Annotated in this window: 16 protein-coding genes and 7 tRNA genes; 15 read left to right on the top strand and 8 right to left on the bottom strand. The window is 53.4% G+C overall.

What is annotated here, in order from left to right:
• Nucleotides 1–246: 246 nt before the first annotated feature.
• Nucleotides 247–690: a ferric iron uptake transcriptional regulator gene (fur, locus tag IBT46_RS21770; RefSeq protein ID WP_105591064.1), complete on the top strand. Its 444-nt coding sequence runs from the start codon at nucleotides 247–249 to the stop codon at nucleotides 688–690.
• Nucleotides 691–745: 55 nt separating this feature from the next.
• Here fur and mtr read toward each other — a convergent pair whose 3' ends face one another.
• The 3 genes from mtr to IBT46_RS21755 form a co-directional block, all read right to left on the bottom strand.
• A complete protein-coding gene (gene mtr / locus IBT46_RS21765) occupies nucleotides 746–1,993 on the bottom strand; it encodes a tryptophan permease (RefSeq protein ID WP_105591063.1) in 1,248 nt (415 codons plus the stop codon).
• A gap of 116 nt (nucleotides 1,994–2,109) precedes the next feature.
• Nucleotides 2,110–2,499, bottom strand: coding sequence for a hypothetical protein (locus IBT46_RS21760; RefSeq protein ID WP_200547383.1), 390 nt, complete (start codon nucleotides 2,497–2,499; stop codon nucleotides 2,110–2,112).
• Nucleotides 2,496–3,845, bottom strand: a complete 1,350-nt coding sequence (locus tag IBT46_RS21755; RefSeq protein WP_200547397.1) for an MFS transporter — start codon at nucleotides 3,843–3,845, stop codon at nucleotides 2,496–2,498. Before IBT46_RS21755 ends, IBT46_RS21760 begins: the two co-directional genes overlap by 4 nt.
• A gap of 92 nt (nucleotides 3,846–3,937) precedes the next feature.
• On the opposite strand from IBT46_RS21755, the gene IBT46_RS21750 reads away from it, so the two are divergent.
• Complete coding sequence (locus IBT46_RS21750) at nucleotides 3,938–4,834, top strand: LysR family transcriptional regulator (RefSeq protein WP_200547382.1); 897 nt, start codon at nucleotides 3,938–3,940, stop codon at nucleotides 4,832–4,834.
• A 7-nt stretch (nucleotides 4,835–4,841) separates the two neighbouring features.
• Here the strand turns inward: IBT46_RS21750 and IBT46_RS21745 are convergent, their stop codons facing one another.
• The 4 genes from IBT46_RS21745 to nagE all read right to left on the bottom strand — a co-directional run bounded on the left by IBT46_RS21745 (nucleotide 4,842) and on the right by nagE (nucleotide 12,986).
• On the bottom strand, nucleotides 4,842–7,502 hold the full coding sequence (locus IBT46_RS21745) for a beta-N-acetylhexosaminidase (protein WP_200547381.1): 2,661 nt from the start codon (nucleotides 7,500–7,502) through the stop codon (nucleotides 4,842–4,844).
• A 45-nt stretch (nucleotides 7,503–7,547) separates the two neighbouring features.
• Entirely contained in the window at nucleotides 7,548–8,951 is a 1,404-nt protein-coding gene (locus IBT46_RS21740) for an OprD family outer membrane porin (RefSeq protein WP_200547380.1), read from the bottom strand.
• Between the two features lie 254 nt (nucleotides 8,952–9,205).
• Complete coding sequence (gene glnS, locus IBT46_RS21735; RefSeq protein ID WP_200547379.1) at nucleotides 9,206–10,873, bottom strand: glutamine--tRNA ligase; 1,668 nt, start codon at nucleotides 10,871–10,873, stop codon at nucleotides 9,206–9,208.
• A 157-nt stretch (nucleotides 10,874–11,030) separates the two neighbouring features.
• Nucleotides 11,031–12,986, bottom strand: coding sequence for a PTS N-acetyl glucosamine transporter subunit IIABC (nagE, locus tag IBT46_RS21730; protein WP_200547378.1), 1,956 nt, complete (start codon nucleotides 12,984–12,986; stop codon nucleotides 11,031–11,033).
• Between the two features lie 332 nt (nucleotides 12,987–13,318).
• Here nagE and nagB point away from each other — a divergent pair, with 332 nt between their 5' ends.
• From nagB to IBT46_RS21670, 12 genes are all read left to right on the top strand, one after another.
• Nucleotides 13,319–14,119, top strand: coding sequence for a glucosamine-6-phosphate deaminase (gene nagB, locus IBT46_RS21725; protein ID WP_200547377.1), 801 nt, complete (start codon nucleotides 13,319–13,321; stop codon nucleotides 14,117–14,119).
• 100 nt (nucleotides 14,120–14,219) lie between these two features.
• Nucleotides 14,220–15,368 (top strand): N-acetylglucosamine-6-phosphate deacetylase, encoded by a 1,149-nt coding sequence (gene nagA, locus IBT46_RS21720; protein WP_200547376.1) that lies wholly within the window; start codon nucleotides 14,220–14,222, stop codon nucleotides 15,366–15,368.
• A 7-nt stretch (nucleotides 15,369–15,375) separates the two neighbouring features.
• Complete coding sequence (locus tag IBT46_RS21715; RefSeq protein WP_200547375.1) at nucleotides 15,376–16,596, top strand: N-acetylglucosamine repressor; 1,221 nt, start codon at nucleotides 15,376–15,378, stop codon at nucleotides 16,594–16,596.
• A 17-nt stretch (nucleotides 16,597–16,613) separates the two neighbouring features.
• Nucleotides 16,614–17,366: an HAD-IIA family hydrolase gene (locus tag IBT46_RS21710; protein WP_105591052.1), complete on the top strand. Its 753-nt coding sequence runs from the start codon at nucleotides 16,614–16,616 to the stop codon at nucleotides 17,364–17,366.
• Between the two features lie 266 nt (nucleotides 17,367–17,632).
• The gene (asnB, locus tag IBT46_RS21705; RefSeq protein ID WP_105591051.1) at nucleotides 17,633–19,297 is read left to right on the top strand and encodes an asparagine synthase B; all 1,665 of its coding nucleotides are present in this window, start codon (nucleotides 17,633–17,635) and stop codon (nucleotides 19,295–19,297) included.
• Between the two features lie 218 nt (nucleotides 19,298–19,515).
• Nucleotides 19,516–19,592 (top strand) — tRNA-Met (locus IBT46_RS21700).
• 11 nt (nucleotides 19,593–19,603) lie between these two features.
• Nucleotides 19,604–19,688, top strand: a tRNA-Leu gene (locus IBT46_RS21695).
• 26 nt (nucleotides 19,689–19,714) lie between these two features.
• A tRNA-Gln gene (locus IBT46_RS21690) sits at nucleotides 19,715–19,789 on the top strand.
• 55 nt (nucleotides 19,790–19,844) lie between these two features.
• A tRNA-Gln gene (locus IBT46_RS21685) sits at nucleotides 19,845–19,919 on the top strand.
• 28 nt (nucleotides 19,920–19,947) lie between these two features.
• Nucleotides 19,948–20,024 (top strand) — tRNA-Met (locus tag IBT46_RS21680).
• A 6-nt stretch (nucleotides 20,025–20,030) separates the two neighbouring features.
• Nucleotides 20,031–20,105: transfer RNA gene (locus IBT46_RS21675), tRNA-Gln, on the top strand.
• Between the two features lie 68 nt (nucleotides 20,106–20,173).
• A tRNA-Gln gene (locus IBT46_RS21670) sits at nucleotides 20,174–20,248 on the top strand.
• A gap of 131 nt (nucleotides 20,249–20,379) precedes the next feature.
• On the opposite strand, the gene ubiF is transcribed toward IBT46_RS21670, so the two are convergent.
• Entirely contained in the window at nucleotides 20,380–21,558 is a 1,179-nt protein-coding gene (gene ubiF / locus IBT46_RS21665) for a 3-demethoxyubiquinol 3-hydroxylase (protein ID WP_200547374.1), read from the bottom strand.
• 179 nt (nucleotides 21,559–21,737) lie between these two features.
• Here ubiF and miaB point away from each other — a divergent pair, with 179 nt between their 5' ends.
• Complete coding sequence (miaB, locus tag IBT46_RS21660) at nucleotides 21,738–23,162, top strand: tRNA (N6-isopentenyl adenosine(37)-C2)-methylthiotransferase MiaB (RefSeq protein ID WP_200547373.1); 1,425 nt, start codon at nucleotides 21,738–21,740, stop codon at nucleotides 23,160–23,162.
• Nucleotides 23,163–23,338: the final 176 nt, after the last annotated feature.

Genomic DNA, 23,338 nt, shown 5'->3' with positions numbered 1-23,338 from the left:
GATCTTTTGCGATCGCCGTGCGGCGGAGTGAGATAGAGCGAAATGTTAACTTTGTAAGATTTGGACGCAGGCCTCACTGGGCGTAATGACATTAATCCTTACATCCAACAGTGGCTTCAGGCATTCCTTGTTGTTTTCATTTCGATGTATGAGTTCTATACTGTGACGCATCCAACTCTAGCGTCAACCGATGTTCAGGGCTTTTCAGCCACTAAGTGACTAGCAAAGTAACAGGACAATATCCGCATGACTGACAACAATACCGCATTAAAGAAGGCCGGCCTGAAAGTCACGCTTCCACGACTGAAAATTCTGGAAGTGCTTCAGGAACCAGAAGGCCATCACGTCAGTGCGGAAGACTTGTATAAGCGCCTGATTGATATGGGCGAAGAAATCGGTTTAGCCACGGTGTACCGCGTGCTCAACCAGTTTGATGACGCAGGGATCGTTACCCGTCATAACTTTGAAGGCGGTAAATCCGTTTTCGAACTGACTCAGCAGCACCACCACGATCATCTGATCTGCCTGGACTGCGGTAAAGTTATTGAGTTCCGCGACGAGTATATCGAAGCACGTCAGCGTGAAATCGCGACTCGCCACGGAATCAAGCTGAGCAATCACAGCCTGTATCTCTATGGCCATTGCTCTAAGGGCGACTGCCGCGAAGACGATACGCTGCACGACGAGTAATCCATTCTGAAATCAGTATGAAACCGGTGGCTACCCACCGGTTTTTTTTTGCGCGTTATCCGGCATAGACCGGCAGGATGTTCCAGTACGAAAGTATGGAAACCAGCGCATTCACCGCGCCGAAGATCAGTACCAGAACGATCGGTGCCGTCCCTCCTCTCACCTGCCAGGCCGCGTTGGTGAAACGTTGTCGAGCCTTTCGCGCCAGCATTGCCGGAGTGATCACCGCCCACAGCGTAGCCGCCAGCCCGGCATAACCAATCGCCACAAGAAAGCCGTTTGGCCAGATCATCGCCGCCGTCAGCGGCAGAATAAACGTGACCACCGTCGTTTTTAACCGACCGAAGGCTGAACGATCAAACTTAAACAGATCGGCAAGATAGTCGAAGAAACCCAGACTGACGCCAAGGAATGAACAGGCGACGGCAAAGTTCGAGAAAATATCCAGCAGCAGATTCAGATAGGGGCTGTGCAGCACACCAGACAGTGCGGCGACCAGCACGTCGATATTTCCGCCCTGAGCTGCAATCGCTTTGAATTCATGGCGCGGGATATTGCCCATCGTGCCAATAATCCAGATAAAGTAGATGACCAGTGCCAGCAGTGTGCCAAACACCAGACAGCGACAAACCCGGCTGCCGTTCTTTTGATAGTAGCTGACCAGCCCGGCGATATTACCGTGATAGCCAAATGAAGCGAGGCAAAATGGGATCACCATCCACAGATAGCGCAGGTAGTGGCTTTCCTCCCCATGGCTGTCCAGCAGTTTCACCGGTTCGATATGCCACAGCAGTCCGCCAAAGATAATCAAAAACGTAATCACTTTCGCGCCGAGAAAAATCAGCGTCATACGACTGACCATTGCCGTACCCAGCCAGATAAACAGCGCTACCAGTAGCGTAAAAGCGAACCCAGCGCTGCGGGCAGAAACCGGCAATGATAGCTGGCTCAGCGTGTGCTGAATAATCGCTCCGCTGGCGGAGATATAAGCATAGGTCAGTATCCCCAGAACAAAGGCAACGGACAGACCGTTAATCAGATTCCAGCCCCTTCCCAACAGATCGCGAGTGATCGTGTCGAAGCTGGAACCGGCCGGATAATGCAGGCTGGCCTCCAAAAACAGCAACCCGGAAAGCAGCATGCAGAACCAGGTGATAATCAGTAATGCTGACGACCAGAGAAACCATGCACCGGACATCACCACCGGTAACGAGAACATCCCGGCACCGATAATCGTGCCGCTAATAATTAGCGTTCCCCAGAGAGTAGAAGGCAGGCGGGCGGTGGAAACCGGTAAATCCATGACTAATCCTTAGCAAAAAACGGAAACTCACCGCCATCCCCGGAATTATTCACTGGATGCACGGCATTAACGCCGCACATTCTACACCAGACCGCACCCGCGAACTAGTACGATAATCAGTTTGTTACCATGGTTTCCTGCAGATAACGCCAGCGCGGCGGCTGGGTGGAACAGTTGATGACCGCCAGTGAAATACGATGCGAATGATTATTCTGCTGCTGTTGCAGCTCGTGATACTGGATGACCACCTCATCCCCCCGCTGCGAAATGACGTTGAACTGCTCAATGCTTATCGTCATCCCCTGACGCGCGCCGGTTAAGCGGTTGAATAAGTCTCCTACGTCTGCCAGCGCCAGGCTTTTACCGGTCGGGGTGACCATCACAAAATCGTCGGCAAAATGCGTGAGCAGCTCAGCAGTCTTGCTGCCGTCGCCGTGAAAGACAGCCTCAATCAGCTGATGCAGAACAATGACGCTCTGTGATGCCTTGTTAGTAAGATCGATCATTGGATTTCCTTATGAAAACGTCGTTGATAAATTAGCCACAGCGGTAGTAAACCGCTCACGGCTGCAATAATAAATGCCAGATGCCACGCCAGTTCACCAGGAAAATAACGGCTCAGCACCGCCAGCAGCAGCGTAAACAACGCGGTGCCGAGGCTGAACGTCAGCTGCCGGTTAATATTCCACAGCGTGCTTCCCCCATTCATTTGCTGCTCGTTCAGTTCAATTAACGCTGTGGTCTGCGCACAGTTTGCGGCAATTCCGCCGCCAATCCCCATCAGCAGATAGGCCGCACACAGGATTCCACTGCTACTTGTATCACTGACTAAGGACAGCAGCACAATGCCGCCGCTATGCAGCAACATGCCGCAGGTGAATAAGCGAGGTGCGCCTGCGCGATAATAAATCCGCCCGGCCACCAGCATCGCCGCCAGCGCGCCGACGCCGTAAAGCAGCATAAAGCTACCGGTATGCCCGGCACTGAAATGCAAAACCTGCTGCAGGTAGAAAATGTTAAGCAGATTAACCCCGGTAAACACGCCCGGAACGGCATAGTAAACGGCGATGGACAGATTCAACTGAGGATTGCGCAGCAGGCTGAGATCGAGAATGGCCGTCGGCTGATGGCGGTAGTACCGTAGATAGCCCCACCCCAGCAGTAAAGAAACGCCCAGCCAAAATGCAGCCTGCGGTACAGCGTGCTGCTCGCTAAACAGCGACAGGCTTCTCAACAGCGTACCCAAAGTGCCGCAGACCAGAATGATTCCGGTGATATCTGCACGTGTGCGCTTCATTGCCTGTGGGCGAATCCATATCGCCGCCAGCAGCGCCGCAAGCAGGCTGAAAGGAATATTGCTATAGAAGATCCAGCGCCAGGAAAGCACATCCACCAACATGCCCCCCAACAGAGGGGACAGCGCCGGGGCCATCAGCGCTACGCACATGATCAACGTTGAAATAGCGGCGCGCTGCCGCCCCTGAAATAAATTAAAGGTTAGCGCCTGGCCTACCGGAATCAGCAGCCCTCCACCCGCACCCTGGATAAAGCGCCATGCAACCAGCGTGCTAAAAGAGTCGGTCCGCGCGCAGCCCAGTGCGGCGATGCTGAAAATCAGCATTGAGGCAACGATGGTCTGCCGGGTGCCAAAACGTGAAGCCAGCCAGCCGCTCAACGGCACGATCAGCGTCAACCCCAAAATATAACTATTAGCCACCCAACTGAGGGATTCCGTCGCCACGGACATCTGCGCCGCAATCGACGGCAGCGCAATGGCTGACATAAAAATATTAATACAATCAATGAAAAAGCCGAGCAGAAAGATCGCTGCAACCCGATACCCATAGTGCATTGTCATACCTCCACGCGCAGCATAGCGATGGTTGACCTGACAAATAAAGACGCATAAATTTAAATGATTGTTTGATTAAACTGAATAATCCCATGCACGCCCATCTTGATAAGATCCACACCTTCTTTGCCATTGTCGACAGCGGCAGCTTTACCCGGGCCGCCAGTAATCTCGGCTTGAGCCGCGCGATGGTCAGCCTGCATATCAAAAACCTGGAACAGCTGCTTGGCGTCACACTGCTGGTACGCAATACCCGTAGCCTCGCCCTCACCGGCCACGGACGGCAGTTTTATCAGGATTTTAAGCTGATTTTCGCTGATATTGACCGGGCGGTCTCGCGAGTCGCCACAGAGCATCACTCCCTCTCAGGGGAACTGCGCATCACCTCCACGTGGGAGTACGGCCAACAGTTCCTGATGCCGCTGGTCAGCGAATTTTGCCAGCGCCACCCGTTGCTGAAACTGAACTACAGCGTGGGGGCGTCACTGGATGATTTGGTCAGTAATAAACTGGATGTGGCGATAAGACTGGGTGCACTGCGCGACTCATCATTAAAAAGCCGCAGGCTGGCAGACTATGCCATTTTACTGGTGGCTTCACCTGCTCTGGTAAATCGCTATCACCCGCAGGATCTGCAGGAGGTTTCCGCCCTGCCCTGGATACACAACAGCAACCTGGCTCATCCCGGCCGCTGGACGTTTCGTGGAGCGGATAATCGTTTGTCCGAGTTGAAGTCCGATGCTGCTTATACCGCCAACTCCGCGCAAATCGTCCGCCAGATGGTACTGGCCGGGATGGGCGTCGCGGTACTGCCGGAATGGCTGGTGCGCGAAGATATTGCCGCGGGTAGGCTACAGCATCTGTTTAAGGCGTGGCAGCTGCCGGATCAACCTGTCAGTGCCGTATTTTCCGGGCAGGGGGAAATGCAGCGAAAAACCCGGCTGTTTATCGATTTTCTTTCTCAGAAACTGTCGATACAGCCGGGTTAGATCAGACCTACAGAGGCATAACGTGTTCTGTACGGCTGAAGCGCTTGCCGTCAGTGCTACTGGTGCGCACCCAGACTTCACCGTTAATAAGTGGGCGATGGCTGTCGCTGTAGCGCTGCCAGCTACGCCCCTCATCGATGGAATATTCCACCAGAATCCCCGGTAGCGCGGTATTTGCCTGCAGATAGCTATCGACAATTACCGCACCCGGCTGCGGCAGGCGCCAGGCAATACCGGCCTTGTCGAGCCTGGCCAGTTCGCGCTGCCCCAGCAGGTTAGCAAAACGCTGCCAGTCGCGATGCAGAGCCCGCTGGTCAACTTGATGCGTTTTCCCCCCCTGATACTCCCTGCCCTGCTGGTAATCCTGCTCCCACGCGGCGCGGTGCCAACTGCGTTCGGCTACCGCCAACACCCGTGGAAAAATCATCGATTCAACCTGACCGTCGGTACGAACCGTTTCGCTCCACAGCTGCGCCGACAGACCGTAAGCACCCGGCCACGGCTGTTCCGATTTGGTATCAAAGGTATTGCCGTCGCGGTCAACCGAGGTTTCAGCATTCTGCGGCAGGTTATCCGGCGCGAAGCTAAAGACCTTACGTTCATCGTTATAGCGAGTGCCCCAGTAGTAACCGCGCTCCAGCGGGTTAACCTCTGCAGGGAAATCGAGGTAGACATAGTCCGGGTTGGAAATTACCACCTGGTATCCCTTATTGGCCCAGTCGTTGACGCTGGAAGCTCCACCCCAGAACAGCGTATCCCAGAAGTTCACACGAACGTGCTGAGTGGCAAAATCGCTCGCGGTTTTAGCATCCTTTAGGCCGTCCTGCCAGGCCTGCATATCACCAATACCTTTTTCGGCAACGATCCGGCTGACCTTCAGGCCAAAATAGCTGGGCAGATGTGACAGATCCTCAACCTTGCCCTCCTTAATAATACGCTGGCAGACTTTAGATTTTGCCCATGGCTTGTCTTCGTGGCTCATATCCTTAATGCCCTTTCCGGCCTCAGGATGTCTGATATCGGTGTAACCCGCTCCAAAATAGATATTTTTCGCCTCATCGCCACCAAAATGCCAGGTGGTCAGCGGCACGCCAGCCTGTTGGTGCATCAAATCGACTTCGGTGATGACCTTATCGGCAAAACGCAGCGATGAATCCAGGCACGGATTCAGGTAGCTGGTGCGGTTGTAAAACTGTACCGATGTGGTATTTGAAGTATCGCTGGGATCGCGCAAACGATACTCACCGGCCTCATCCGGCTTGCCTTCCCGCATCAGCCTCTGATAACGGGCTTCCATAGAGATCACCGCCGCACGCGCATGGGCAGGCATATCAATTTCCGGGATCACTTCAATATTTCTTGCGCTGGCATATTTCAGGATTTCGATGTAATCGGCACGTGTGAAATAGCCGCTGCCATTGTTGTCGCTGAACGGGCCGGACCCCAACTGCGGCAGCAGACACTGTTGCTCGGTAAGATCGTGGCAGCGCTTTGCCCCGGTTTCCGTCAGCTCCGGTAGACCAGGGATTTCAATACGCCAGCCTTCATCGTCGGACAGGTGGAAGTGGAACTTATTCATTTTCATCGCCGCCATTTGATCCAGCAGCCTCAGCACCACCTGCTTGCTGTGGAAGTTACGCGCAACGTCCAGGAACATTCCGCGATACGCAAAGCGCGGCGCATCTTCCACCCGCAGCGCAGTGATTGTTTGCGGGCCAGAAGCGGGGACCAGAGACAGCACAGACATCAGACCGTAGTAAATGCCCGCACTGTCATAGCCCACGATGGTGGCGCCCCCCGGCAGGACTTCCAGACGATAGGCACCGGATACCGCCATGCTGTCGCTAAATCCACGCGAATCGATGCGAGTAGAAACAGGATAACCGCGAGAATTAACCTTAATGCCCATCAGCGCAAAACGCTGCTCGGCGGCGCGAGCCTCATCGGTGTTTAATCCAGACAAATTGAGCAACACACCCCGGCTGAGATCGGCATTCCCGTTTAAGCGGCTTACTTTCAACGGAGTCGGAAAAATTTCAGCCTGTAGCGCCGCAGCAGGCAGCAAACTCACGTCCGCATTTTTGGCAAAGCGGCTTTCGGCCGTCATCAGGACATTTTTATCCCCGGCGAAACGCTTCCAGTTATCGCCAAACGGCTCAACAAACGTCGTCAGATCTTCCGTATTGGTACTGACCATAATCTCCGGTTCCGCCTTACCGGCAGTAACGTACCAGCGAGGCATGATATCGGTAATAAACAGCTGCCAGTATTCGTTAATAATCGGTATCTCAACGGATTCCCCGGCGGCAAATCCTTTGAACTTACTGGTCGGCTCCAGGCGGCTGAGATCGCCGACAATATGCACGATACGGAACTGGTCACTGTCTACTTTGATCGTCTGGTGGACGTTGCTCATCCAGATAGCCCAGTTTTTACTGTTCACTGCCGGTCCGGGGTTGGTCAATCTGATGGTGGCGCGGTTACAGGCCGCCCAGTCCGCTCCCAGCAAAGCGCAGTCCACACCGTGTGCCGCCGCATCATTTTGCGTTACCTGATAGCTGACGCCAAACTGGCTGATGCGGTGGACGGTTTGCTGATCGTTAACGCCGTGACTACACCCTGCCAGCCCCAGCGTTGCTACCGCGATCGTTGTTGCAATAAATCTCATCCTGTTCCCCTTTGATGTTCTGATTTCCATTAACCCAGGCTCCGCTTAAAAAATGGTAAACGGCGCGGTGACGATAAACTTCACGTCCTTTTCATCCTGAAACATATTGCCGTAGCCCCCTTCGTAGCTCGGAATACTGCTGTGATTATCGTAGTGGGTGTAGTGCAACCTGAACTGGGTCCCTTTGCCCCAGCCCTGCTGAAGCGTATAGAGTAAATCCAGATTCCACGCCGATTCGCGTACGCGTTGATTTTGGTCAAATGCCGGGTTGCTGCTGGGTTTGGCATCCCATCCCCAGGCAAATGAAGTCCCCGTTTCCCATCCAGGCAGGTGAAGGCCATCCAGCTCGACCATCACGCCGGCGAACACCGCTTTTTCACCGTTGGCATTCCAGTCAGAACGCGAATCCCACCAGACATCCAGGCGACCATTCGAACTGGCATAGGATGGGGTCATACGCTGAAGAAAATACCCCTGATTACCGTCAGCTTTGACCCAGGTGCCTTCCAGGCGGAATTTAAACGGACCGGTGCGATAACCCAAGGTGAGCGCCTGCAGCCAGGCAAGACCGGAATAGACATCGTTAACGTTTGCTGCACCGCCGTGCTCCCGATCGTGTGCACCATAAAACTGCCAGCTGGTTTCCAGATCGTTACCCAGCAGCGGAACGGCATAACTGGCTTTAGTAAAGAACTGCTCCATATAGCCATCGGCCTGGCCAACAGCAGCTTCCAGCTGCCACTTATTTTCCGAAGAAAATTTAGCACCCAGCGAATGCATGTAGTTCAGTTTCGTTGTGCCGTCCGCCTTGCGGAAGTCATACATATGCTGATACCACGGCGCCTTATATTTATCGGACCACATATAGGAAACGGACAGATTGCCCAAAGAAGCAAAGTGGCTTGCTGTCCCTACTTCTATCCCGCGATAGGTACCCGGCAGCAGGCTCCAGTGCGGCGACATTAGCGTTTGCCCACTGGGCTGCAGATATCCGGTACGCAGCCAGCTATCGTTGTATTTCATTTTTACCGCAGCTTTATAGAGGCTTACGCCGTTTCTGTCACCGCTCCACGGCTCATCCCAACGGCTGTCACCGTCGCTGAAACCGATTTCGTTCGGTGCACCTGGCCCTTTGTTAGAAAGCTCTACAGCGGTAAATGCCGCCAGATCAATACCGATCCAGTCTGCGGCAAAGCCTGAAGAAAAATCGAGGTTGGCGTTAATTGTCGAATGATGAAGATTTGAGGTGTACTGTTTATATTTTTCGCTATCGGGCTGAAGATCTTTGCGTTCGCGATGGCGCTGCCAGTAATAAACGCCGCCAGCCAGCGAAGAGTCATCAATGAAACCACTGGCAAGGGCAGGCGAATTCAGCAAAATGCCGCTGGAACCAGAGATAATAGCTAAAATAGTACTTAGTGCTTTAGTAAGCACGGCTTTGCGCTGCATTGAAAAATCCTTTTATCCCAGAAAAAATCCATTTACGTCAGTGAATTACAACAAGTTAAATCTCAGCCAGCTGAATCCAGAACCGGCTAATTATTGGATTAGGATATTTTTCGCATCGCGAATTATCAATCGATTAAAACAGCAAAAAGTGCAAAGTATGATCGACAGCACATTTAATGAATGTAAATCAATGATGGGGATGTTAAGGCGAAAAAAAAGGGCGAATCATCGCCCTTTTATTAAAACAGAATCGGTTAGTCGCCGATTTTAGCCCAGGTATCACGCAGGCCTACGGTACGGTTAAATACCAGATTATTGGCTGAAGAATAAACGCTGTCGGCACAGAAATAGCCTTCACGCTCAAACTGATACGCCGCTGAAGCTTCCGCGTTCTGCATACCCGGCTCGACGAAACCGTGACGGATCACCAGAGATTCCGGGTTGATGCTGGCAAGGAAATCTTCCGCTGCCGCCGGGTTTGGCACACTGAACAGGCGATCGTACAGGCGGAACTCTGCCGGTAGCGCATGCACGGCGGAAACCCAGTGGATCACGCCTTTTACTTTACGGCCATCGGCGGGATCTTTGCTCAGGGTATCAACATCGCAGGTGCAGAACAGGCAGGTAATATTGCCGTCTTCATCCTTCGCCACGCGCTCGGCTTTAATCACATAAGCGTTACGCAGGCGAACTTCTTTACCCAGCACCAGACGCTTATACTGCTTGTTCGCTTCCTCACGGAAATCGGCGCGATCGATATAGATCTCACGGCTGAACGGGACTTCACGGGTGCCCATTTCCGGCTTGCTCGGGTGGTTCGGCATGCTAATCATCTCTTCATGATGAGCAGGCAGGTTTTCAATCACCAGTTTAACCGGGTCCAGCACCGCCATCGCGCGCGGGGCGTTTTCGTTGAGATCGTCACGAATACAGGATTCGAGAGCGGCCATCTCAACATTGTTATCCTGCTTGGTCACGCCGATACGGCGGCAGAACTCACGGATTGACTCCGCGCTATAACCACGACGGCGCAGACCGGAAACAGTCAGCATGCGCGGATCGTCCCAGCCTTCAACCACGTTCTCGCTCACCAGCTGGCTCAGCTTGCGCTTCGACATAATGGCGTATTCAAGATTCAGACGAGAGAACTCGTACTGGCGCGGGTGAACCGGGATAGTGATGTTATCCAGCACCCAGTCATAAAGGCGGCGGTTGTCCTGGAATTCCAGGGTGCACAGGGAGTGGGTGATCCCTTCCAGCGCATCGGAAATACAGTGCGTGAAGTCGTACATCGGATAGATGCACCACTTTGAGCCGGTCTGATGGTGCTCAGCGAATTTAATGCGGTACAGCACCGGGTCGCGCATTACGATAAAGTTTGACGCCATATCGATTTTGGCACGCAGGCAGGCTTTCCCTTCTTCAAAACCGCCACTGCGCATTTTCTCGAACAGCGCCAGGTTCTCTTCTACGCTGCGATCGCGATAAGGGCTGTTTTTGCCCGGTGCGGTCAGACTGCCGCGGTATTCACGGATCTGCTCCGGTGAGAGCTCATCCACATACGCCAGCCCTTTTTCTATCAGTTCTACCGCATAGTTGTGCAGCTGGTCGAAATAGTCAGATGAGTAACGCACCTCGCCGCTCCACTCGAAGCCGAGCCACTGCACGTCACGTTTAATTGACTCAACGAACTCCAGGTCTTCCTTCACCGGGTTAGTATCATCAAAACGCAGATTGCACTGGCCCTGGTAATCATTGGCGATACCAAAGTTCAGGCAGATCGACTTAGCGTGGCCAATATGCAGGTAGCCGTTTGGCTCAGGCGGGAAGCGGGTATGCACGCTCTTGTGCTTACCGGACGCCAGATCTTCGTCGATAATCTGACGAATAAAGTTCGTTGGGCGGGCTTCAGCCTCACTCATCTCAATTTCCTCAATTAATGCCTGGAATAAATTCGCTACGAAATAACGGAGTATGATCCACAAAGCGGGGGACAGAGACAACCGTTTGTTACGGAAATCCAATAAAAAAAGGGCGGGAATTGCTCGCCGCCCTTTCTGCTTACGCTAGTATCGAATTTTAGCCATTAATCTCGTAGATACGGCTCTCACCGGCAACCACGGTATCGCCTGCCAGCAGCGTTAATCCGGAGAAGTCCTCGATGTTGCTGACCACGACCGGGCTTATCATCGAGCGGGCATTCGCCTCAAGGAAGGCCAGATCCATCTCCAGCACTGGCTGACCGGCAACGACCTGAGCACCCTCTTCCACCAGGCGGGTAAAGCCTTTACCCTGTAGCGCAACGGTATCCAGTCCCATGTGCACCACAATTTCCGCCCCTTTTACCGTTTCAAGACAGAAGGCATGATTGGTGTTAAAGATTTTCACCAGCGTACCGCTGACCGGCGCAACAACGGTGCTGCTGGTCGGTTTGATCGCCAGACCGTCACCTACCGCTTTACTCGCAAAGGCCTCATCAGGCACCTGGTCAATGGCTACAACGGTACCGCTCACCGGTGCCACCAGGGTACCAACAATCCCTTTGCTGGCGTTTGGCACGGCCTGTGGCGCAGCAGCAGGTGCCGCAGGTGCGACTGGCGTAGCGGTAGCCGCTGCCGCCGCGATAGGTCCTTTAGCAATCAGCTTTTTCATACTTTCTGCAATGGATTCCGCTTTCGCGCCGACAATCACCTGAATCGTCTGTTTGTTCAGCCGAACAATACCGGATGCGCCCAGACGCTTACAGGCGGCATCGTTAACCAGCCCGGCATCTTTAACGGAAAGGCGCAGACGGGTAATACAGGCATCAATCACGTTGAGGTTATCAGAGCCACCGATCGCAGCAATGTACTGACGGGAAAGCTGATCCATACCCTCTTCGGTATTGCTGTTTGCCTCTTCTTCTACCACCAGGTCAGATGCATCCTCGCGCCCAGGCGTTTTCAAGTTCATCATGCGAATGACGGCGCTGAACAGCACAAAGTAGACCACAAAGGCAACAACACCCATCACCAGCAGCATCCAAACGTTCTTACTGGCGGCAGGCAGGTTGTACATTAACGCATAGTCGATGGCACCCGCAGAGAAGGAGAAACCGGCATGAATACCCAGCAGCGTGGCGACAAACAGGCTGATGCCGGTTAGCAATGCGTGGATCAGATACAGCATTGGTGCCAGGAACATGAACAGGAATTCAAGCGGCTCGGTTACACCGGTCAGGAAAGCGGTTACCGCAACGGACAGCAGCATACCGCCAACCATTGGACGACGCTCTTTTGGCGCGGCCATATACATCGCCAGCGCAGCGCCCGGCAGACCGAACATCATGATCGGGAAGAAGCCCGACATAAACATCCCTGCGGTGCCATCACCGGCGTAGAAACGGTTGATATCGCCGTGGAAGACGGTGCCTGCTGCGTTGGTGAATTCACCAATCTGGAACCAGGCAATGGTATTCAGCACCTGATGCAGACCGGTAGGGATCAACAGACGGTTAACGAAGCCGAACACGCCTGCCCCGAATGCACCTTCAGCCACAATCCACTCACCACCGGCGTGAATCGCGTTCTGAACCGGCGGCCAGACATAGCCAAAAATGGCTGCCAGCACCAGACAAAAGAAGCCCGTCGCGATTGGCACAAAGCGCTTGCCGCCGAAGAAACTGAGGAAGTCAGGCAGTTTGATGTCGGCCCAGCGGTTATAGGTTGCGCCCGCGACCAGACCGGTGATGATACCGGCCAGCACGCCCATATTAATCGCGGGATTGATGGTGACCATCGCTTTAGTCAGGATGAAATAACCCACTGCACCAGCCAGTGCTGCCGCACCGGCATTATCTTTTGACCAGGTTGACGCCACCCCGATAGCGAAGATTAGCGCCAGGTTATCGAAGATTGCACCGCCGCCCTGCGCGATGAACGGCATATTCAGTAAATCAGGCTGACCAAAGCGCAGCATCAGTGCAGCAACCGGTAGTACGGCTATCGGCAGCTGAAGCGAGCGCCCCAATCGTTGAAAGAATCCTAAAATATTCACCTTTTCCCCCTTTGAACCCGTTAAGGTGCCAGAAATCGTTTATTTTTTTACGGTCTTCTGCAGTCTGAGTGACAGTATACACCACAGCCATAAGTGTAAAAAAAAATTAATTCGCTTCGCAAATTATATCGCTGCTTATGTGACTAAAATCACCAAAAACAGCATTTTTGCAACCATTACACTGGTCAACAGAACAAACTTATTTTATGATACGAAAAATCAAAACGGACTTATCCCTCTGTTATCTGTTCGTAATCACGTTACGATAATTCTTAACTAGCAGAGCAGCGTTTTCAGACCTATTTCATATTGCGCAATTGACGAGGTTCATCATGAGACTGATTCCACTGGCAACATCTCCTCAGGTCGGCAAGTGGGCAGCACGCCACATTGTTAACCGCATTAATAACTTTAAGCCTACCGCAGAGCGCCCTTTCGTTCTCGGCCTGCCGACCGGTGGCACCCCGCTGGAAGCCTACAAACACCTTATTGATATGCATAAAGCGGGCCAGGTTAGCTTCAAGCATGTTATTACGTTCAATATGGACGAATATGTGGGTCTGCCAAAAGAGCACCCTGAAAGCTATCACAGCTTTATGCACCGTAACTTTTTCGATCATGTTGATATTCAAAGTGAAAACATCAACCTTCTCAATGGTAATGCGCCTGATATTGACGCAGAATGTCGTCAGTATGAGGAAAAAATTCGTGCTTACGGCAAAATCCATCTGTTTATGGGTGGCGTAGGCAACGACGGACACATCGCCTTTAACGAACCCGCTTCCTCTCTGGCTTCACGTACCCGCATAAAAACGCTGACCCACGATACCCGTATCGCCAACTCGCGTTTCTTCGGTGGCGATGTGGATCAGGTACCTAAATACGCGCTGACCGTGGGCGTCGGTACGCTGCTTGATGCAGAGGAAGTGATGATTCTGGTTACCGGGCACCTGAAGGCTCATGCACTGAAAGCGGCTGTCGAAGGCAACGTGAATCATATGTGGACCATCAGCTGCCTGCAGCTGCATGCGAAATCCGTTGTCGTCTGCGATGAGCCAGCGACCATGGAATTGAAAGTGAAGACCGTGAAGTACTTCCGCGAAATGGAAGCGGAAAATATCACCGGTCTGTGATGCCGGGAGGTAAGCCTCCCCTTCACCGATCGCATCCGGCCAAACGCAGTTTCTTAACGCTGGCCGGATCGTACCAGCATTAAAAGTCAGGAGAATGACTATGTACGCTTTAACTCAGGGTCGCATTTATACCGGCCATGAAGTCCTCGACGGGCACGCAGTGGTGATCGCTGACGGCCTGATCGACCGTGTTTGCCCGCAGGGCGAAGTGCCTGCCGGTATTGAAATCCGTGACGTCAACGGTGCCATTATTGCCCCTGGCTTTATCGACCTGCAGCTTAACGGCTGTGGCGGCGTGCAGTTCAATGATGATCCTGCTGCAATCAGCGTTGAAACGCTGAATATTATGCAGAAAGCGAATGAAAAATCAGGCTGCACCAGTTTCCTGCCAACGCTTATCACCAGCACGGACGAGCTGATGAAGCGTGCGGTTGAAGTGATGCGGGCCTGGCTGGCACAAAACAGTCATCAGGCGTTGGGTCTGCACCTGGAAGGTCCGTGGCTGAATCCGCTGAAGAAAGGTACGCACAATCCGGCCCTGATTCGTGCACCGGATAAAGCGCTGGTCGACTTCCTGTGTGACAATGCGGATGTCATTACCAAGATCACCCTCGCCCCTGAAAAAGTGGGCACGGAAGTGATCCGCCAGCTGCGCGCGGCCGGAATCGTGATTTCCGCCGGGCATTCGCACGCCACGTATGACGAAGCGCGCAGCGGCATCTCCGCGGGCGTCAGTTTTGCGACCCACCTTTACAACGCAATGCCAACCACCACCGGCCGTGAGCCGGGTTTGATCGGTGCACTGTTTGATTCACCGGACGTCTGGTGTGGCGTGATTGCCGACGGTTTACACGTTCATTTCGCCAACATTCGGAATGCAAAACGTATCAAAGGCGACAAGCTGGTACTGGTAACCGATGCCACCGCACCGGCAGGCGCTAATATTGACCAGTTCATTTTTGCTGGCAAAACAATATACTATCGTAACGGGCTGTGCGTTGATGAGAACGGTACACTGAGCGGTTCTGCATTGACTATGATTGAAGCTGTCGAGAACAGCGTCGAACATGTTGGTATCGCTCTGGATGAAACGCTCCGTATGGCAACGCTTTATCCAGCCCGTGCAATGGGGGTTGATAATCAGTTAGGGTCAATTGAAGCCGGAAAAGTGGCGAACCTGACGGTATTCACCCGCGACTATAAAATCACCCGGACCATCGTTAATGGTAACGAGGTCTTTAGCGAGTAGATATTTAATGACCACTGGCGGCCAGGCCCAAATTGGAAATGTTGATCTTGTTAAACAACTGAATAGCGCAGCCGTATACCGGCTCATCGATCAGCAAGGGCCGATATCGCGCATTCAGATTGCCGAACACAGCCAGCTTGCACCCGCCAGCGTTACCAAGATCACCCGACAGCTCATTGAACGCGGGCTGATCAAAGAAGTTGAGCAACAGGCCTCAACCGGCGGCCGCCGGGCAATATCGATTATCAGCGAAACCCGTGGCTTCAACACTATCGGCGTTCGCCTTGGCCGCAACGATGCCACGTTGACCCTGTTCGATCTCAGCGGCAAATCGCTGGCGGAAGAGCACTACCCTCTGCCAGAGCGCAGCCAGGAAACGCTGGAAAATGCGCTGTTTAATGCCATCGCCGCCTTCCATGAGCAGCATCAGCGCAAGCTGCGCGAACTCATCGCGATCTCCGTGATTCTTCCCGGCCTGGTCGATCCGAAGAACGGCGTGATCCGCTATATGCCGCATATCAGCGTCAGTCACTGGCCGCTGGTCGCCAACCTCGAAAAACGCTTTAACGTCACCAGTTTTGTCGGCCACGATATCCGTAGCCTGGCGCTGGCGGAGCACTATTTTGGTGCCTCGCGCGACTGCGCAGATTCCATTCTGGTGCGTGTTCATCGTGGAACGGGGGCGGGGATCATCGCCAACGGTCATATTTTCCTTGGCAGTAACGGCAACGTTGGTGAGCTGGGGCATATTCAGGTCGATCCGCTGGGAGAGCGCTGCCACTGCGGCAACTTTGGCTGCCTGGAAACCATTGCCGCGAATAGCGCAATTGAAAACCGCGTACGGCATCTGCTGACGCAGGGCTACCCAAGCACTCTGAGTCTGGATAATTGCCAGATCCAGCATATTTGCAGTGCCGCCAATCGCGGCGATGCGCTGGCCGCCGAGGTTATCGAACATGTGGGCCGCCATCTGGGTAAAGCGATTGCGATTGCGATTAACCTGTTTAACCCGCAGAAAATTGTTATCGCCGGTGAAATAACCGAGGCCGATAAGGTCCTGCTACCTGCGATAGAAAGCTGCATCAATACTCAGGCGCTAAAAGCGTTCCGAAAAAATCTGCCGGTAGTTCGCTCTGAGATCGATCATCGCTCGGCTATCGGTGCCTTTGCGCTGGCAAAACGGGCGATGCTTAACGGCATCCTGCTGCAGCGACTTCTGGAAGCGTAATCAAGGACAGTAAGTGCATGACGATTAAGAACGTAATTTGCGATATTGATGGCGTATTAATGCATGACAATACTGCCGTACCCGGGGCTCGCGAGTTCCTGCAGCGGATCATGGGAAATAATATGCCGCTGGTGGTACTGACCAACTACCCATCACAAACCGCTATGGATCTGGCCAACCGCTTTGCCTCCGCGGGTATCGATCTTCCGGACAGCGTGTTTTATACCTCCGCGATGGCTACCGCCGATTTTCTTAAGCGCCAGGAAGGGAAAAAAGCCTATGTCGTCGGCGAAGGCGCACTGATTCATGAGCTGTATAAAGCCGGGTTTACGATTACTGATATCAACCCGGATTTTGTGATCGTCGGCGAGACGCGTTCCTTTAACTGGGACATGATGCACAAAGCCGCCTTCTTTGTGGCTAACGGTGCGCGCTTTATTGCCACCAACCCCGACAGCCATGGTCACGGGCACTCCCCTGCCTGCGGCGCACTTTGCGCCGGGATTGAACGCATCTCCGGCCGGCAGCCTTTCTACGTCGGTAAGCCCAGCCCGTGGATTATGCGTGCCGCACTAAATAAGATGCAGGCCCATTCAGAGGAAACGGTTATCGTTGGCGATAACCTGCGCACCGATATTCTGGCCGGATTCCAGGCCGGACTGGAAACCATACTGGTGCTTAGCGGTGTTTCCAGCCTCAGCGATATTGACGCCATGCCCTTCCGACCGACATGGGTTTATCCCTCCGTCGCGGATATCGACATATTTTAATCCCCAGCCCGGTTCACGCCGGGCTTTATATTTTCATATCGCGCAAAATTCATCCGCTTTTTGCCATCTTTTGCTGATTCAACAATAAAAACACCCATTAATTGAATAATCATCAAAGATAAGGCCAGGTCAACGGGCTATTTTTCAGGTATTGGCTAAATTGCTTGCATAGTCTGCTCTGTTAGCGCATTTTCTTATACATCAGGCGGCAACTCTCGCCTCAAACCAATATCAATACCGCAAGGTAGTCGTTTAGGGAGCTGTGTATGTGTTCTATTTTTGGTGTACTCGATCTGAAAACCGATCCTACTGAACTGCGTAAGAAAGCGCTGGAGCTTTCTCGACTGATGCGCCACCGTGGCCCGGACTGGTCTGGCATTTATGCCGATGACTATGCCATCCTGGCACACGAGCGTCTGTCGATCGTTGACGTGAACAATGGCGCACAGCCACTGTACAACGCTGCGCACACCCACGTTCTGGCGGTTAACGGCGAGATTTACAACCATCAGGCACTGCGCGCTGAACTGAGCGATCGCTATGAATTCCAGACGGATTCCGACTGCGAAGTGATCCTCGCGCTGTATCAGGAAAAAGGCATCGACTTCCTCGACGATCTGCAGGGCATGTTCGCCTTTATTCTGTATGACACAGAGAAGAAAACCTGGCTGATCGGCCGTGACCATATCGGCATCATTCCGCTGTATATGGGCAACGACGAGCACGGTAACCTGTACGTCGCTTCTGAAATGAAGGCGCTGGTGCCGGTTTGCCGCACGATCAAAGAGTTCCCGGCGGGCAGCTATATGTCCAGCACCGACGGTGAAATCAAACGCTACTGGCAGCGTGACTGGTTCGACTATGCCGCAGTGGCTAACAACACCACCGATGCAGCGGCTCTGAAAGGCGCGCTGGAAGAGTCAGTAAAAAGCCACCTGATGTCAGATGTGCCTTACGGCGTTCTGCTGTCCGGCGGTCTGGATTCCTCCATCATTTCCGCGGTGACCAAAAAATTTGCTGCCAAGCGAGTAGAAGATCACGACAAGAGCGAAGCCTGGTGGCCACAGCTGCACTCCTTCGCTGTGGGCCTGGAAGGTTCACCGGACCTCAAAGCCGCAAAAGCCGTGGCTGAGCATCTGGGTACCGTGCATCATGAGATTCACTTCACCGTGCAGGAAGGTCTGGATGCGATTCGCGATGTGATTTATCACATTGAAACCTATGACGTGACCACCATTCGTGCATCCACCCCGATGTATCTGATGTCACGTAAGATCAAAGCGATGGGCATCAAGATGGTGCTGTCCGGCGAAGGTGCGGACGAAGTCTTCGGCGGCTACCTGTACTTCCATAAGGCACCAAACGCGCAGGAGTTCCACGAGGAGAACGTGCGTAAGCTGCATGCGCTGCACATGTTTGACTGTGCGCGTGCCAACAAGGCGATGTCAGCCTGGGGCGTGGAAGCTCGCGTACCGTTCCTGGACAAAAAATTCCTTGATGTGGCAATGCGCATCAACCCGGAAGATAAAATGTGCGGCAGCAACGGTAAAATGGAAAAACACATCCTGCGTGAGTGTTTTGAATCCTACCTGCCGGCAAGCGTAGCATGGCGCCAGAAAGAGCAGTTCTCTGACGGCGTTGGCTACAGCTGGATTGATACCCTGAAAGAAGTTGCGGCAGAGCAGATTAGCGACCAGCAGCTGCAAACCGCGCACTTCCGCTTCCCGTACAACACGCCAACCTCAAAAGAGGCGTATCTGTACCGTGAAATCTTTGAAGAGCTGTTCCCGGTACCGAGCGCGGCTGAGTGCGTTCCAGGCGGTCCATCCGTGGCCTGCTCGTCGGCTAAAGCCATCGAATGGGACGAAGCGTTCAAAACCATGGACGATCCGTCAGGACGTGCGGTTGGCGTGCATCAGGCAGCCTACTAATCCTCACCGTTTCACAAATACTTACGGGCCTTTATGGCCCGTTTTTTTTGCCATAACGCTGTTTAGACTCAGAATTCGTCGATTTTATCGACATAATGGTCACAAGCCATGCAAACAACACGTTTATGGCAAAAAACGGGAAAAAACTAGTTGACGCTTTTGGGCCAACTCCGCATAATGCGCCCCGCAACGCCGATGAAGGTTACGCAAAAAAAGAAGGCTACTTAGCTCAGCTGGTTAGAGCACAGCACTCATAATGCTGGGGTCACAGGTTCGATTCCCGTAGTAGCCACCACTTCTTTTTGCGCGGGAGTGGCGAAATTGGTAGACGCACCAGATTTAGGTTCTGGCGCCGCAAGGTGTGCGAGTTCAAGTCTCGCCTCCCGCACCATTTCCGACAGAGGTTTGCAGCAAGGATGGGGTATCGCCAAGCGGTAAGGCACCGGTTTTTGATACCGGCATTCCCTGGTTCGAATCCAGGTACCCCAGCCAGTTTTTTGTAGTAGAATGTGTAGTTCTGACTGTCGTGTTATCACGATGCGGACATTGGGATATCGCCAAGCGGTAAGGCACCGGTTTTTGATACCGGCATTCCCTGGTTCGAATCCAGGTATCCCAGCCAGTCAGAAAGTTGTAAAGCAATAATGTACGGCTACTTAGCTCAGCTGGTTAGAGCACAGCACTCATAATGCTGGGGTCACAGGTTCGATTCCCGTAGTAGCCACCAAATTATTGGGGTGTCGCCAAGTGGTAAGGCTCTGGTTTCTGATACCAGCATTCCGGGGTTCGAATCCCTGCACCCCAGCCATATAAAGACGGCTGGTTGTATTAAGTCGCAAAGTAAAAGTCGCCTGGTTCGCCAGTCGCAGTAAAAATTGGGGTGTCGCCAAGTGGTAAGGCTCTGGTTTCTGATACCAGCATTCCGGGGTTCGAATCCCTGCACCCCAGCCATAAAGTAAAGAAGCCCGCGCAAGCGGGCTTTTTTACGTCTGTCGATCATGAAATTCCAATCGCATACAGCACTCTTAAAACAGACCGCGCTATGGATTAACGGGCAGGCGGTTAACCTACCCGGAGTAAAACTACAGTCCCAGCGCGTACCGCAACGCCTGTCGCTTCAGCCCGCCGGAATGCTGTGCCGCCATCAATCCCAGGTTACGCACAAGCTTCAACGGGCCCAGCTGGTTGCTGAAGGCGAAATAGAACAGATCCATGCCGCTCTGCATCAGCTGATTATCTTTCTGACGCTGACGCTGATAGCGCAGCAGAACCGCTTCAGAAGCCCAGTCTTCAGCACGCAAACGTGATTCACTCAGCACGTTAATCAACGCATCCACGTCGCGATAGCCAAGATTTACACCCTGCCCTGCCAGCGGATTAATGGTGTGCGCCGCATCCCCCACCAGTGCAAGGCCTGGCTTGACGTAATCAATGGCATGGCGGCGCACCAGCGGGAACGATCCGGCCGCTACGGCAGTCACTTTGCCTAACCGCGCCGGGAAATGTGCAGCAATTTCTTTTTGCAGCTGAGGGATCGGCATCGCCTGTAGCTGGCGAATGCGCGCCGGGCTGTCATACCAGACCAGTGATGCCCAGTTATCAAACAACGGCAGAAAAGCACGTGGCCCCTGCGGAGTAAACTGCTGCCAGGTGGTATCTCCCGCATCATGCTCACAGCGCACGCTGATTAACATACAGGACTGAGCATAATTCCAGCCGCGAATACCAATACCAGCCATCTGGCGCACCTGAGAATTAGCCCCGTCAGCACCGATCACCAGACGGGTATTCAGCCGCTGGCCGCCGTCCAGCGTTAGCTGCCAGCCACCGTTGACCGGTTGTAAACTCTGCAACCGCGTGGGGCAGATTATCCGCACGGGCTGCTGTTGCAAGCGCTGCCACAGCGCCCGCTGCAGCACGCTGTTCTCCACCATATAGCCGAGTTCCGGCAGTCCAAGCGAGGCGGCATCAAAGGACACCTGAGCCGTCTGCCACTCCCAGGTTTCCAGCCGACGATAGGGCACACAGCGCATCGCGGTAACCGCTGGCCAGACATCAAGCTGTTTGAGTAAAGCGACGGATGCAGCACCAATAGCTGAGATACGCACATCGGGAGGACTGGCCGGATCAAATTCCACCGGGGCTTCCTGCTCCAGAACCGCTACCTCAAACCCATGCTGTGCCAGACCACTTGCCAGCGCGGCGCCAACCATGCCACCGCCCACAATGGCCACATCTATCTTCTGCTCATTTTCTGTCATTGTTTTTCCTTCACCGGCGTTGCCAAATATGCTCTACAGCTACACCTCGCCGGGCGAATTCTGTTATCCTGATAGTTAGTAAGTGTACCGGATTTTAACCCCGTTACCTCAGTTTCACTGGTCGCGAAACACTAGGATACGCGCCCTGCACTCTTTTCTGCATGACAAATGGCAAGTCGATGACAAAAAAACTGCATATTAAAACCTGGGGCTGCCAGATGAATGAGTATGACTCATCCAAAATGGCTGACCTGTTAAACAGCACCCACGGCTATACGCTGACCGAAGAAGCGGAAGACGCTGACGTACTGCTGCTCAACACCTGCTCAATTCGTGAAAAGGCCCAGGAAAAGGTTTTCAATCTGCTTGGCCGTTGGCGAAAACTGAAAGAAGCGCGACCGGACGTCATTATCGGCGTGGGTGGCTGTGTGGCATCGCAGGAGGGTGAACATATTCGTCAGCGCGCCAGCTGCGTGGATATTGTTTTTGGCCCGCAAACCCTGCATCGCCTGCCGGAGATGATCAACACCGTTCGCGGCACCAAAAGCCCGGTGGTGGATATCAGCTTCCCGGAAATTGAAAAATTCGACCGCATGCCAGAACCGCGCGCGGACGGTCCAACCGCTTTTGTTTCTATCATGGAAGGCTGCAATAAGTACTGTACGTTCTGCGTGGTGCCCTATACGCGTGGTGAAGAGGTCAGCCGACCTTCCGATGACATTCTGTTTGAAATTGCTCAGCTCGCCGCCCAGGGCGTGCGTGAAGTCAACCTGTTGGGTCAAAACGTTAACGCTTATCGGGGCGAAACTTACGACGGCGGAATCTGCACGTTCGCCGAACTGCTGCGCCTGGTCGCCGCCATTGACGGTATTGACCGCATTCGTTTCACCACCAGTCATCCGATTGAATTTACTGACGACATTATTGACGTCTATCGCGATACGCCTGAACTGGTCAGCTTCCTGCATCTGCCGGTACAAAGCGGTGCCGACCGCATACTCACACTGATGAAGCGTTCACATACCGCGCTGGAATATAAGGCAATTATCCGTAAGCTGTTGGCCGCACGACCCGATATTCAGATGAGCTCCGACTTTATCATCGGCTTCCCTGGTGAAACGCAGGCCGACTTTGAACAGACCATGAAGCTGGTTGGCGATATCAACTTCGACGTCAGTTTCAGCTTTATTTACTCCGCGCGCCCCGGTACGCCTGCCGCCGACCTCCCTGACGATGTGTCAGAAGAAGAGAAGAAGCAGCGCCTGTACATTTTGCAGGACCGCATTAACCAGCAGGCGATGGCGTGGAGCCGCCGCATGCTCGGTACCGTCCAGCGAATTTTGGTCGAAGGCACCTCGCGTAAGAATGTGATGGAGCTTTCAGGCCGCACGGAAAATAATCGCGTGGTCAACTTTGAAGGTACACCTGAGCATATCGGCAAATTCGTTGATGTCGAAATCGTGGATGTTTACACCAACTCACTGCGCGGCGTGCTGGTGCGCAGCGAAGAACAGATGGGCCTGCGCAGTATTGAATCCCCTGCCTCGGTGATTGCTCGTACCCGTAAGGAAAACGAGCTGGGCGTAGGGTCATTCCAGCCCTGATCCCGCCTTTTAAATGCGGCGAGGCTTCCAGTTCGCCGCATTATTTCATGTAACAACGGTTGGTTTCTGAAATCTCAGCCCAAATATCGCTTGAGACGCTTGCACCTTTGCGCCACGCCATAAATAATTCCCTTATGGCACTGGCGCTTAAGTCGGTGAAGCCCATTTTCTCAACC

Source organism: Erwinia sp. S38 (assembly GCF_016624545.1).
Classification (GTDB): domain Bacteria; phylum Pseudomonadota; class Gammaproteobacteria; order Enterobacterales; family Enterobacteriaceae; genus Erwinia; species Erwinia coffeiphila.
The sequence above is the reverse complement of the archived record's forward strand: the minus strand, read 5'-3'. Positions and strand labels throughout refer to the sequence as shown.